General features: G+C 62.7%; 9 protein-coding genes. 6 read left to right on the forward strand and 3 right to left on the reverse strand.

Annotated features, from left to right (window positions below):
- Positions 1-26: 26 nt before the first annotated feature.
- From NMA58_RS20375 to NMA58_RS20400, 6 genes are all read left to right on the forward strand, one after another.
- Positions 27-785 carry a M48 family metallopeptidase gene (locus NMA58_RS20375; RefSeq protein ID WP_085776434.1) on the forward strand — a complete coding sequence of 253 codons (759 nt, stop codon included), beginning with the start codon at positions 27-29 and terminating at the stop codon, positions 783-785.
- 75 nt (positions 786-860) lie between these two features.
- Entirely contained in the window at positions 861-1,529 is a 669-nt protein-coding gene (locus NMA58_RS20380; RefSeq protein WP_434711724.1) for a phosphoribosylanthranilate isomerase, read from the forward strand.
- 2 nt (positions 1,530-1,531) lie between these two features.
- Positions 1,532-2,752, forward strand: coding sequence for a tryptophan synthase subunit beta (gene trpB / locus NMA58_RS20385; protein WP_097601320.1), 1,221 nt, complete (start codon positions 1,532-1,534; stop codon positions 2,750-2,752).
- A 3-nt stretch (positions 2,753-2,755) separates the two neighbouring features.
- Positions 2,756-3,595, forward strand: a complete 840-nt coding sequence (gene trpA, locus NMA58_RS20390) for a tryptophan synthase subunit alpha (RefSeq protein ID WP_085776437.1) — start codon at positions 2,756-2,758, stop codon at positions 3,593-3,595.
- Between the two features lie 39 nt (positions 3,596-3,634).
- Complete coding sequence (gene accD / locus NMA58_RS20395) at positions 3,635-4,540, forward strand: acetyl-CoA carboxylase, carboxyltransferase subunit beta (RefSeq protein WP_183705815.1); 906 nt, start codon at positions 3,635-3,637, stop codon at positions 4,538-4,540.
- An 84-nt stretch (positions 4,541-4,624) separates the two neighbouring features.
- On the forward strand, positions 4,625-5,920 hold the full coding sequence (locus NMA58_RS20400; RefSeq protein ID WP_097601322.1) for a bifunctional folylpolyglutamate synthase/dihydrofolate synthase: 1,296 nt from the start codon (positions 4,625-4,627) through the stop codon (positions 5,918-5,920).
- Between the two features lie 62 nt (positions 5,921-5,982).
- On the opposite strand, the gene trxA is transcribed toward NMA58_RS20400, so the two are convergent.
- From trxA to addB, 3 genes are all read right to left on the reverse strand, one after another.
- A complete protein-coding gene (gene trxA, locus NMA58_RS20405; protein WP_004672616.1) occupies positions 5,983-6,303 on the reverse strand; it encodes a thioredoxin in 321 nt (106 codons plus the stop codon).
- Positions 6,304-6,378: 75 nt separating this feature from the next.
- Positions 6,379-9,927 (reverse strand): double-strand break repair helicase AddA, encoded by a 3,549-nt coding sequence (gene addA, locus NMA58_RS20410; RefSeq protein WP_434711725.1) that lies wholly within the window; start codon positions 9,925-9,927, stop codon positions 6,379-6,381.
- Positions 9,920-13,114, reverse strand: coding sequence for a double-strand break repair protein AddB (gene addB, locus NMA58_RS20415; protein ID WP_434711726.1), 3,195 nt, complete (start codon positions 13,112-13,114; stop codon positions 9,920-9,922). Before addB ends, addA begins: the two co-directional genes overlap by 8 nt.
- Positions 13,115-13,116: the final 2 nt, after the last annotated feature.

A 13,116-nucleotide genomic window follows, 5' to 3' on the forward strand; every position in this document is an offset into this window, starting at 1 on the left:
GCCGGCGAATCGTATAGAAAATCACCATGTTTCCGCTTCTGAAGACACGGCCAAAGGCGCGAAAGCCGGCTCCGCCCGAAACGCGGACGCTCGACGTCGCCGGCCGGCTCATGCCGCTGACCATCAAGCAGCACGATCAGGCAACCCGTATCACGCTTCGCATCGAGCCAGGTGGGCGGGCTCTGAGGATGACGGTGCCAAGAGGCCTTGCGGCGCGTGAGGTCAACGCTTTCCTCGATCGGCACCAGGGATGGCTGCTCACCAAGCTCGCCAAGTTTTCGATCGATACCGGCTTAAGCGACGGCGGGAAGATCCTCCTGCGCGGCGTTTCCCATCGCATCGAGCACACAGGCAGTCTGCGCGGCTTGACGGAGGCGGTCGCTGTGGATGGCAGCCCTGTGCTGCGCGTCAGCGGCCTGCCCGAGCATGTCGGACGGCGCATTTCGGCCTTCCTCAAGAAGGAGGCGCGCGCCGATCTCGAGAGGCTGGCGACGATGCATGCGGCAACGATCCGGGCACCGATCCGCTCGATCTCGATGAAAGATACCCGCAGCCGCTGGGGCTCTTGCTCGTCGGAGGGAAATTTGAGTTTCTCCTGGCGTATCGTCATGGCGCCGCCCTCGGTGATCGATTATCTGGCCGCTCACGAAGTCGCCCATCTCAAGGAGATGAACCACGGCCCCCGCTTCTGGGCACTTTGCAAGAAGCTTTGCCCCGGCATGGAGGAAGCGAAATTGTGGCTGAAGCGGCACGGCAGCCAGCTGCACGCCATCGATTTCGATTAGACCCACGCCCCGCTAAATACAGCTTTCCATGCAAATTGGCTCGACTCTTGCAGCATTTCGTGTCACTTCGCTGCCATGAAACCCGATATCAAGATCTGTGGCTTGAAGACGCCCGAAGCGATCGATCGCGCGTTGAAACGCGGCGCGACCCATATTGGTTTTATCTTCTTCGAAAAGAGCCCGCGTTACGTCGAGCCGGATGTGGCGGCAAAGCTTGCCGAACCGGCGCGTGGCAAGGCGAAGATCGTCGCCGTCGTCGTCGATCCCACAAATGACGATCTGGACGAAATCGTGTCGCTGCTGAAGCCTGACATGCTGCAGCTCCATGGCAACGAGAGTCCCGAACATGTGCTGACCATCAAGGCGCTCTATGGTCTGCCTGTGATGAAAGTCTTTTCCGTGCGTACGGCCGACGATCTCAAGCGCGTCGAAGCCTATATCGGCATCGCCGACCGTTTCCTCTTCGATGCGAAAGCGCCGAAGGGTTCGGAACTGCCTGGCGGCAATGGGATTTCCTTCGACTGGAGCCTTCTCGGCTGGCTCGACGGCAGCATCGACTACATGCTGTCCGGCGGGCTGAACAAGGACAATGTCGCGGATGCGCTTGTGAAGACAAAGGCACGTGGTATCGACGTTTCCTCGGGTGTCGAAACCGAGCCCGGCGTCAAGAGCGTCGCGTTGATCGATGAATTTTTCGATGTGGTCGAAGAGGCGGTTAAGTCCGTCGTGGCCTCAGGGAGTTGAGAGTGAACGAAACGCCTAAACCGAATTCCTTCCGTTCCGGGCCCGATGAAGATGGCCGCTTCGGCATCTATGGCGGCCGTTTCGTTGCCGAAACGCTGATGCCTTTGATCCTCGATCTGCAGGATGAATGGAACAAGGCGAAGAACGATCCGGCCTTTCAGGCGGAACTGAAGCATCTTGGCGCCCATTATATCGGCCGCCCGAGCCCGCTTTATTTCGCTGAACGGCTGACGGCCGAACTCGGCGGCGCGAAGATCTATTTCAAGCGCGAGGAGCTGAACCACACCGGTTCGCACAAGATCAACAACTGCATCGGCCAGATCCTGCTCGCCAAGCGCATGGGCAAGACGCGGATCATCGCCGAAACCGGCGCCGGCCAGCATGGCGTCGCTTCGGCAACCGTTGCCGCCCGCTTCGGCCTTCCCTGCGTCGTCTACATGGGCGCCACCGACGTCGAGCGCCAGGCGCCGAACGTTTTCCGCATGAAGCTGCTCGGCGCCGAAGTGAAGCCGGTTACGGCAGGCAGCGGCACCCTGAAGGATGCGATGAACGAGGCGCTGCGCGACTGGGTCACCAATGTCGAGGATACCTATTACCTGATCGGCACGGCGGCCGGCCCGCATCCTTATCCGGAGATGGTCCGCGACTTCCAGTCGGTGATCGGCGCCGAAGCGAAAGAGCAGATGCTGGCAGCCGAAGGCCGTCTGCCGGATCTCGTCATTGCTGCCGTCGGCGGCGGCTCGAACGCCATCGGCATCTTCCATCCCTTCCTGGATGATTCCTCCGTGAAGATCGTCGGCGTCGAAGCCGGCGGCAAGGGCCTGCAGGGCGACGAACATTGCGCCTCGATCACCGCCGGAACGCCCGGCGTGCTGCACGGCAACCGCACCTACCTGCTGCAGGATGGCGATGGCCAGATCAAGGAAGGTCATTCGATTTCGGCCGGTCTCGACTATCCCGGCATCGGTCCCGAACATTCCTGGTTGAGCGATATCGGCCGCGTCGACTATGTGCCGATCATGGACCACGAAGCGCTCGAGGCCTTCCAGACCCTGACCCGCCTCGAAGGCATCATCCCGGCGCTCGAGGCCGCGCATGCGATTGCCGAAGTCATCAAGCGCGCGCCGAAGATGGGCAAGGATGAGATCATCCTGATGAATCTCTCCGGCCGCGGCGACAAGGATATCTTCACCGTCGGCAAGATTCTGGGAATGGGACTGTAAGACATGACCGCACGCATGGACAAACGCTTTGCCGCGCTGAAGGCCGAGGGCCGTCCGGCGCTTGTGACCTATTTCATGGGCGGCGATCCTGACTACGACACCTCTCTCGGTATCATGAAGGCACTGCCGGAAGCGGGGTCCGACATTATCGAGCTCGGCATGCCTTTCTCCGATCCGATGGCCGACGGCCCGGCGATCCAGCTGGCCGGTCAGCGGGCGCTGAAAGGCGGCCAGACGCTGAAGAAGACGCTGCAGCTGGCGGCCGACTTCCGCAAGACCAACGATGCGACGCCGATCGTCATGATGGGCTATTACAATCCGATCTACATCTACGGCGTCGAGACGTTCCTGGATGATGCGCTTGCCGCCGGTATCGACGGCCTGATCGTCGTCGACCTGCCGCCCGAGATGGATGACGAACTCTGCATTCCGGCGATCCGCAAGGGCATCAACTTCATCCGCCTGGCGACGCCGACCACGGACGAGAAGCGCCTGCCCGCGGTGCTGAAAAACACCTCCGGCTTCGTCTATTACGTCTCGATGAACGGCATCACCGGCTCGGCGCTGCCCGATCCGTCGCTGGTTTCTGGCGCCGTCCAGCGCATCAAGCAGCATACGGAGCTGCCCGTCTGCGTCGGCTTCGGCGTCAAGACGGCGGAACATGCCAAGGTCATCGGCGGCTCTGCCGACGGCGTTGTCGTGGGCACTGCCATTGTCAATCAGGTCGCAACCAGTTTGACGAAAGACGGAAAGGCGACGGCCGACACCGTTCAGGCGGTCGCAACGCTGGTGCGCGGCCTTTCCTCGGGAACACGTTCGGCGCGCCTTGTTGCTGCCGAATAGTTTTCCCACATTGGCACCAATCAGTTAGGAGATTTCGAGTTGAACTGGATCACCAACTACGTTCGCCCGCGGATCAATTCCATGCTGGGCCGCCGCGAAGTTCCCGAGAACCTGTGGATCAAGTGCCCGGAAACGGGCGAAATGGTCTTCCACAAGGATCTGGAATCCAACAAATGGGTCATTCCCGCATCCGGTTATCACATGAAGATGCCGGCCAAGGCGCGCCTTGCCGACCTTTTCGACAATGGCGAATATGAATCGCTGCCGCAGCCGAAGGTCGCCCAGGATCCGTTGAAGTTCCGCGATTCCAAAAAATATATCGATCGGCTCCGCGACAGCCGGGTGAAGACCGAACAGGAGGATACCATCCTTGCCGGCCTCGGAAAGGTGCACGGTCTGAAACTCGTTGCCGTTGTGCATGAATTCAACTTCATTGGCGGTTCGCTCGGCATTGCCGCCGGCGAGGCGATCGTCAAGGCTTTCGAACGCGCGACGTCCGAGAAGTGCCCGCTGGTGATGTTTCCCGCCTCCGGCGGCGCGCGCATGCAGGAAGGCATTCTGTCGCTGATGCAGCTGCCGCGCACAACCGTTGCCGTCGACCTGCTGAAGGAATCCGGCCAGCCCTATATCGTTGTGCTGACCAACCCGACCACAGGCGGTGTGACGGCCTCCTACGCCATGCTCGGCGATATTCATCTAGCAGAGCCCGGCGCCGAAATAGGCTTTGCCGGCAAGCGCGTGATCGAGCAGACGCTGCGCGAGAAGCTGCCTGAGGGTTTCCAGACCTCCGAATATCTACTGGAACATGGTATGGTCGATATGGTCGTCAAACGTCACGATATTCCGGAGACACTGGCGCGTCTGCTGAAGATCCTGACGAAGAAGCCCGTTTCGGCGGCCAACGACATGAATGGCGGCGCGATCGCTCTGGCGGCGAGCGCCTGATAACCGACACACAGGCGGGGTGCCGAATTGATACCAAGAGGCCAAACCGCGGTGAGTGAGGCAGCGCAAGAGATAGAAAAACTCATGGGATTGCATCCCAAGGGGTTCGATCTGTCTCTCGATCGCATCACCCGTCTTCTCGATCAACTCGGCAACCCGCACCGGAAACTGCCACCTGTGATCCATGTCGCCGGCACCAACGGCAAGGGCTCGGTCACCGCCTTCTGCCGCGCCTTGCTCGAGGCCGGCGGCTACAGCGCCCATGTCCATACCTCGCCGCATCTCGTCAATTGGCACGAGCGCTATCGCATTGGTGTCAAGGGCGGGCGCGGGCAGCTCGTCGATGACGCCGTCTTCGCCGATGCCGTACGGCGTGTGGCCGATGCCAATGCCGGGCAGCATATCACCGTCTTCGAAATTTTGACGGCGGTCACCTTCATTCTGTTTTCCGAGCACCCGGCCGACGCCGCGATCATCGAGGTCGGTCTCGGCGGCCGTTTCGACGCCACCAATGTGATTTCCGATCCGGCCGTTTCGGTCATTATGCCAATCTCGCTGGATCACCAGCCCTATCTCGGCGACAGGGTTGAGCTGATCGCTGCCGAAAAAGCCGGAATCATGAAGCCGGGCTTGCCCGTCGTCATCGGCCATCAGGAATATGATGCGGCGCTCGACGTGCTGATGTCGACGGCTGAGCGGCTGCATTGCCCGAGCGCCGTCTTTGGGCAGGATTTCATGGCGCATGAGGAATATGGGCGGCTCGTCTATCAGGACGAGTTCGGCCTTGCCGACCTGCCGCTGCCGCGCCTTCCCGGGCGCCATCAGTATGCCAACGCCGCCGCGGCCATCCGCGCCGTCAAGGCCGCGGGTTTCATTGTCACCGAGACGATGATGGAAAAGGCGATGAATTTCGTGGAGTGGCCGGGCCGGCTGCAGCGCCTCAGCGAAGGCCGGCTGATGCAATATGCGCCGGCCGGTGCCGAGATCTGGGTCGATGGCGGGCATAATCCCGGCGCCGGCGAAGTGATCGCCGAAGCCATGGCCAATTTCGAGGAGCGCCAGCCGCGGCCGCTTTTCCTGATCATCGGCATGATCAACACCAAGGACCCGATCGGTTATTTCAAGGCTTTCACAGGCCTGGTCGAGAAGGTGTTCTGCGTGCCGATCCGCGGCAGCGACGCGATGATCGACCCTGTGATATTGTCGAACGCCGCCTATGATGCGGGTTTGATCGCCGAACCGATGTCGACGGTCGGCGAGGCGCTGGAAGCGATAAAATCGGCCCTCGACCCAGCGGCACTGCCGCCCCGCATCCTCATCGGCGGCTCTCTCTATCTCGTCGGGGATGTGCTTGCCGACAACGGCACGCCCCCGAAATAAGCAGACGAAAAAAGCCCGGCCGAAGCCGGGCTTTTCCATGCGATATATGAAGACGATATCGATTAGGCGGCGTTCGAAATCCAGTTCGAAAGCGCTGTCTTCGGCTTGGCGCCGACGGAGATATCAGCGACTTCGCCGCCCTTGAAGATCGCGAGCGTCGGAATGGAGCGCACGCCGAACTGGGCGGCGAGTTCCGGGTTTTCATCGATATTGAGCTTGGCGACCTTGACCTTGCCTTCCATCTCGACGGAGATTTCCTCGAGGCTCGGAGCAATCATCTTGCACGGACCGCACCATTCAGCCCAGAAATCGACGACGACGGGTTCTGCGGATTCCAGAACTTCCGACTGGAAGTTATTGATATCGACTTTCACGGTAGCCATAGGCTGCTCCTTTGATCGAAGAAGATGTTGAACCACATGTGATGGTGCGGCGCCAAATTTTCAATGTCCGGTATTTCACTTTGTCTTGAGTCCTGCAAGCGCCAAACCGAGTGCCTCTTCGCTCAAAGTGTAGAGCGACGCATTCTCGGTGTAGACGAGCATGCAGTCGATGCGTTTGCCGGGATAGAGCGGTGCCAGGATCTCACGATAAATCGCGAGCTGAGCCTTATGTGCGAAAGGGATCGCCTCCTCGGTCGAAGGTGGCACCCGATTGGTCTTGTAGTCAAGAATGACGACACGATCGGCAAGCACGGCGAGCCGATCGATACGGCCGGATACCGCATAGCGCCTGTCTGCAAGCGTCAATGTTCCCATGATCGAAACTTCCGGCTGGGCCTCTACTCCGAGAACCGGCTGCAGACCTTCTTCGTCCATTAGTCTCAGAACCGAATCGACGAGCCGGCGGCGTTCCGCTTCAGGCCAGAACCGCGCCGCCCGCTCGGCATAGCGGCTTGCGGCATCCGGCCGTTTGACCGGGGGAATGTCGGGAAGCGCCTGCAGCATGCGATGGATCAACCTGCCCTTTTCCAGGGAACGATCGCTGCGCTCCTTCTCGCCGAACAGCGGCGAAGCGACAAACAAGCTGCCCTCGTCTTCGTCGACGATCGTCCCGGCGCCGGATGGGCTGAGAGGCCGGGGCAGCTCAGCCTGCGGCGGCAGTGGCCGCAATAGGCCTTCCGGCAACGCCTCCTGGCTGTCGCGCGCCTCATGGCGGTCGATACGCTCGAAGCGCCGCTCCACCCGCGGCACCCGCCATCGGATGCCCGGCCATTCCCCGTCTGGGCCGGAGAAGGTGGCCGCCTCCACGTGCGGATGGCCTTCGCTGAGCGCGGCTGAGATCATCATGTGCCAGGTATCGTTATTGACACGAACGCCACGGTAGCCGCAAACAACAAGCCGGTCGGCAGCCCGTGTCATGGCGACGTAAAGCAGCCGGCGATACTCCTCTTCCGCCAGCATCTGGATCCGTGCTGCATCGTTTTGCGTCAGCGAATTGGCGAGGTCGGAGACGGGAACCCAGGCCGGCAGCGGCGGCTCGTCGGCGTCCGTTTCGATCAGGCGAAGCTTCGGCAGATGTGTATGCGTGAACGGCTTGGAGCCGCCGTCGACGAGGAAGACGATCGGTGCTTCAAGACCCTTGGAGGCATGCACGGTCATGATCCTGACCTCGTTGCGCCCCTTGTCCTGCTCACGCTTCACCTCCGGCGCTTCGAGCTCCAGCGTTGAGATGAAGGATTGCAGCCCGGGAAGGCCGGAACTCTCGTGGTCGAGCGTAAAGGTCAGGAACTCGTCGAGAATATCGCTGACCTCGGTGCCGAGACGGGCAAGGAATTGCCGCCGACCGCCATCGCTGCCCAGCACGCGCGCATAGAAATCATGGACCGACAGATGCCGCGACTGCTGCAGAAACAGCTCCAGCCTTTCGACGGCAGCACGGAAACGTTCAGTACCATCGGCCGCAAACCTCTTGAGATGGCTCCAGAGGCTCTCGTTGTCTCCCCGAAGGCCGGCGATTGCAAAGATATCGTCCTCGGAGAAATCGAAAAGCGGGCTCTTGAGTACGGCGGCAAGCGAAAGATCGTCTTCCGGCAGAAGCAGGAAACGGCCGAGCGCCAGCAGATCCTGCACCGCGATATGGCTGGTCAGCGTCAGTCGGTCGGCGCCGGCGACGGGAATGTCGCCACGGCGCTTCAAGGCGCGGGTCAAGGCATTGACGAAGGCGTCGCGCTTGCGCACCAGAACGAGGATATCGCCGGCTTCGATCAGCCGCTCCGTGCCTTTGTCGACGATCGTTTCACGGCCGACGAGCGTGCCGATCGCATGGGCGATCCGCCGCGCGAGGATTGCGGCCGGCGCGCTTTCCGGCGTCGCATCGAAGGGCGCCGTCCAATCCTCTTCCTTCACCACCACTTCCGGCGCCACCATCTCCCAGAGGTCGACGGCGCCGGGATGTCCGATGCGGCTGGATCGATGTACGACCGGTTCGCCGACAGCGCTGAGACCCCGCGCATTGTCCGCCGTCCGGAAGATCTGGTCGACGGCTTCGAGCACGTCGGCGGTCGAGCGGAAGGAGAGCGGCAGCCGCACGGAGGAAAATCTCTGCCCGCTGTCGGCGACCCGCCGCCGTGTCCGGTCGCTCTCTTCGGAAAAACGCTCGGGTCGCGCTCCTTGGAAGGAGTAGATCGACTGTTTCTCGTCGCCGACGGCAAAGAGCGTGCGCACGACCGGCCGGGCGCTCTCGCCGGAAAAGAAATCCTCGGCGAGCGACTGGATGACGCTCCATTGGATCGGGCTGGTATCCTGGGCCTCGTCGACGAGGATATGATCGATACCCCGGTCCAGCTTGTAATGGACCCAGGGACCGACGCCACTCTTCGTCAGCAGGTCGGCGGTGCGTGTGATCAGGTCTTCGAAATCGAGTTGGCTGCGCTGCTTCTTCAGTTCCTCGTAATCGTGGTTCAGCCGACCGGCGAGCACCAGCGCCGCCCTCGTGGCGCCGAACATCCGCATCAGCTTCAACCGGTCACGGCTTGCGGCGACATGCGCGCGGGCGGCGGCTATGGCGCTCGTCAATTCCGGCGCTTCCGCAAGCATGGCTTTGACCAGGAACTGCGAGTCCGTTTTCGGCTCGCCTTTTGCCGTCAAAAAGATCTTCTCCAGCATCTCGGCGCGCTTGGCATCATCGCGCTCCCGGCCGGCGAGCCTGAGGCCATAAGCAACCTCCTGCGCCTTGGCGCCGCCCTTCTGGTCGGCAAGCGCCAAATAAAGCTCCAGCATGCCCGAAAGCTCCGGCAACGGCCAATATTGCGCCGCGATCCGGCTTTCAGTATCGCCCACGGCAAGGCCGAGCCTGTCGCGCAGAACCGTCTCCACGCCGCCCTGTCGCTCGGCAGCCGCCGTGAAGCGGCGAATGGCATTGCGGTTGGCGATGATGTCGGCGAGCAGGTTCTCCAGCCCGGATTCATCGCCGAGATTGAGCACATAGGCGAAAGCCTCGGCAAGAGCGCTGCCTTCCTCCGGCGCCGTTGCCGTCAGCAGCGCCCGGCGTACATCGGAAAGCAGTGCCGCCGCCGCGCGATCGTCGAGGACCGAGAAATGCCCGGCAACATTGGCCTCCAGCGGGAATTGGTGCAGCAGCGCTTCGCAAAAGGCATGGATCGTCTGGATCTTCAATCCGCCCGGCGTTTCCAGCGCCTTCGCAAACAGCCGGCGCGCCTCGGCAAGCTTTAAGGCATCCGGCGCCGTACCCTCGATCTGCGTGATGCGCCGGCTGAGATTTTCGTGGTCAAGCACCACCCAGTCTGCCAGCCGTTCGAAGACGCGGTTCGACATTTCGGAGGCCGCGGCCTTGGTATAAGTCAGGCAGAGAATGGCGGAAGGCCGTGCGCCGGCGAGCAGGAGACGAATGACACGCTGGGTCAGGACATGCGTCTTGCCGGAACCGGCATTGGCCGAGACCCAGGCCGAGCGCTCGGGATCGGAGGCGATTGCCTGTTGAATCGTGGTCCAGCCGATCCAGGCGCCGGGATCGTCGTCAATTGGAAGTGCAGTCTGATCACTCATCGCCGCCGCCTTCCTCGGTCTCGGCCGTCGACCATTCTGAGACGCGGGCGAGATGATCATAGTCGCCGCCGAAATCAAACTGCTGCGCCGGAATGAGCCGCGAGGTAAAGCCTTTTTCGCCGGACTGCAGCAAACTGACGAACTTGATCAGCTGGTCGACCGAGTCCGCGGCAAGGTCCATCGCGGATTTTGCCTTGTCGCTGCGGGCCGCGTTTTCGTTGTTCACCGTATCGACCTGGAACCGGCGTCCCGGACGCAGACGGACATAGAGCAGATCCTGCGGGATGAGACTGCCGGCATCGCGGAAGGCGCCGGCGCTCAACGCGGCCGCTTCGAGCGCGAGCTGCGGATCGAGAAGCGCGCGTGCCTGTGCCGGTGAGGGGTTGTAGCCGGTCTTGTAGTCGATGATATCGGCCGCCCCCGGTCCCGTAATATCGATCCGGTCGGCAACGCCGTTCAGCCGGACATCGATCGCCTCCAGCTCCACGCCGCCGCGCACTTCCGTCAGTGTCCTGCGGATGGCGGGACGTCGTCCGGCCTCCCATTCGAGGAAGGCGCTGGCCACGTCGCGAAAGCGCGGCCGCCACACGGCATCGATATGTGGCGGCAGCTTCTCCATGTCGAAAAGCTCGGTGAGAATCTGCTCCATCGCCGCTGCCGCCTCCGGCGTGCCGGCGACATGGGCTTCGCGGATGAACCGGTCGATGATCTTGTGGTAGAGCGTTCCGCGTTCGGCCGCTCCCGGATCCCGGTTGAACGCGTCGACCGGATCGAGCCGCAGGATGCGGCGGGCATAGATCGCATAGGGATCGCGGCGCAGCCGGCCGACCTCGCTGAAGGAATAGGACTTCGGCTGCAGCGCCAGAGGCGGTTTCGGCGAGGGTCGCTGCGCCGGTGCCTGAACCTCTCCCCGATCGATGAGGCCGGCCCATTGCAGATAGCGGTTACCGCGCCCTCTCAATGCCGCTTCGAATGTCTCTCCGCCGAGCGCCAGCAGCCGCTGCAGCCAGCGCGAGGCGACGGTCGGCGTCGAACCTTGGCGCAGCGCTCTCGAATAGATCAGGTGGCGAGTGCCGTTCGCCATCTCGAAATCATGCGCCAGCTGGCCGATGCGCCGCTCCGGCGGTTCGAGCCCGATCTCCGTCTTCATCATGCGCGGAATGAAGGGATTGTTTGCGCTCTGCCCTGGCCAGGAGCCTTCGTTCAAGCCGCCGAGGATCAGCGTGTCGACGCTCTGTAGGCGGGCTTCGAGCGTGCCGAAGATGAAGAGGCGGGGATGGCTGAGTGCCCGGGGTTTCACCGCATGGCCGGCGGCAAGTGCGGCCATGATGTCGATCCATTGCGGCCCGTCGGCCTCCATCTGGCCATCCGTGTCGATCACTTCGCTGAGAAGCGAGGCAAGGGCGTCTCCTGCCTCGTGCGACCAGAGATCGGCAAGATTGCCGTGCGGATCTGCCGCGACCGCTTCGAGCGAACGGCCGGTCCGCTCCGCCCATTCGGACAGCGTGAAACGCGCCGTCTTGCCGCGTTCTTCCGGCCGGTGCCGGACCAGCGCGGAAGCCAGAGGCTCGGTTGCGCGGGCAACCCGGCGGGCAAGCTCGGATGCGGCATTGGCCGCCTCGGCTGGCAGCGTTTTTCGCCATTGCGGCGTGTGTCGGTCCAGAGCCTGCTCGCCGAGCTGATGTGCCAGGAGCGACTCGAGCGCACTGATATCCACCTCCGCCACGCCGCCGCGCAGTGCCAGCAGCTCAAGCGCCTCGGTCGCAGAAATCAGGGCCCCACGTTCGAGGCCGAAGCGGGCCAGCGGATGTTTGAGCAGCGAGACGATCGCCACCGGATCGCCCGGGCGCAGCGCCGCTTCCAGCAGTAATTGCAGCAGGGTGCCCTGCGGCGTGGCCGAAAGCGGCGTGCCGGCCGAATCGTCGGCGAGGATGCCGAAGCGGGAAAGTTCGGCCATCACCCGACGGGCGAGATTGCGGTCGGGCGTAATCAGCGCTGCCCGGCTTTCGCCGTCCTGGCCCGGCCTTTCCAGTGCAAGCCTGAGCGCGATGGCAATTGCGGTTGCTTCCTCGCGTTCAGTGGCGGCTTCGATCAGCGAAACATCGGCGAAGGCCGAAGTCAGCGCTCCCTCGGGCAACGCGCTCTTCCAGGCCCCCCAGTCGCTGGTCGCCTCTGCCGGCGAGAGCGCGCGCGATAGGATTTCGGCGCGCCGATCGAGATCGATCTCCGGCCTCTCAAGCAGGCTGATGTCGGCTCGTGTCAGCCTCAGCCTCTTCAGCAGCGAGGACAGGCCATATTGCGGATGGCTCCGGCTGGCCGGATTGGCATGCTGGCCCGGTGCCGGTTCCGGCGCGACCATTTGCCAATGCCTATCGGGCATGGAGAGATCGAGGCCGGGAAGGACGATCACGCCTTCGGGCAGATTGGCAACGGCGGCGATGAGATCGGCCGTGGCAGGGACCGAACCCGTCGAACCGGCGATGACAATCGGCCCGGCCGGCTTCGCCGCAGAAATCCTGGCTGCCTCGGCCCGCAGAATGGCGTTCCTGTGCCGCGCCGGCGAGGACCTGTCGAGCTCGGAAAGCCGCTCCGGCCAGAAGGCGCTGGCGATCTGCAGGAACTCCGCCGTCAGCTGCCACCAGGCGGCGTAGTCACCGGTGTCGAGTTTCGACAGTTCCGACCAGTCAAGATCCTCGGTTTCGATGGAATCGATCAGCTCCGCAAGGTTGCGGGCGAGCCAGATAGCATCCGCCGGGCTGGCCGGCGCAACCAAAGGCGAGTCCGAATGGATATGACGGACGATCTCCGGCAGTTTGTTTCGCCAGGCAAGGATCAGGCGCGCCAGTTCCAGCAGCCGGGCGGTATTCGACAGCGGCTGGGCGAGATCGATCGTTGCCGGCAGCGCCTCTTCGAAATATCCGCTGTCGTCATCGGTTTCGCCGAGCGGGCGAATGACCGGCAGGATCGCCGAGCGGCCGCCGAGCAGATCGACGAATTCCGAACGGAGCACACGCACGGCGCGCCGGGTCGGCAGGTAGATCGTCACCCTGGCGAGCGACAGCGGATCGCCGGGCTCATGCCGAAAGAGCGGCGTCAGGCGTCCGTCGCAAAGCGTCGTTGCCAGCGTTTTCAGGAAGGGGAGGCCCGCCGGGATCGTCAGGATGCGTGGCTGGTGCCGGTCCGCCATGA

The sequence above is a fragment of the Rhizobium sp. YTUHZ045 genome (genome assembly GCF_051124255.1).
Taxonomy (GTDB): domain Bacteria; phylum Pseudomonadota; class Alphaproteobacteria; order Rhizobiales; family Rhizobiaceae; genus Rhizobium.

What these genes read in the sequence shown, in the direction of transcription:
- NMA58_RS20375 (WP_085776434.1), top strand. Translation starts at nt 27, where the DNA reads ATGTTTCCGCTTCTGAAGACACGGCCAAAGGCGCGAAAGCCGGCTCCG.
- NMA58_RS20380 (WP_434711724.1), top strand. Translation starts at nt 861, where the DNA reads ATGAAACCCGATATCAAGATCTGTGGCTTGAAGACGCCCGAAGCGATC.
- trpA (WP_085776437.1), top strand. Translation starts at nt 2,756, where the DNA reads ATGACCGCACGCATGGACAAACGCTTTGCCGCGCTGAAGGCCGAGGGC.
- NMA58_RS20400 (WP_097601322.1), top strand. Translation starts at nt 4,625, where the DNA reads ATGGGATTGCATCCCAAGGGGTTCGATCTGTCTCTCGATCGCATCACC.
- trxA (WP_004672616.1), bottom strand. Translation starts at nt 6,303, where the DNA reads ATGGCTACCGTGAAAGTCGATATCAATAACTTCCAGTCGGAAGTTCTG.
- addA (WP_434711725.1), bottom strand. Translation starts at nt 9,927, where the DNA reads ATGAGTGATCAGACTGCACTTCCAATTGACGACGATCCCGGCGCCTGG.
- addB (WP_434711726.1), bottom strand. Translation starts at nt 13,114, where the DNA reads ATGGCGGACCGGCACCAGCCACGCATCCTGACGATCCCGGCGGGCCTC.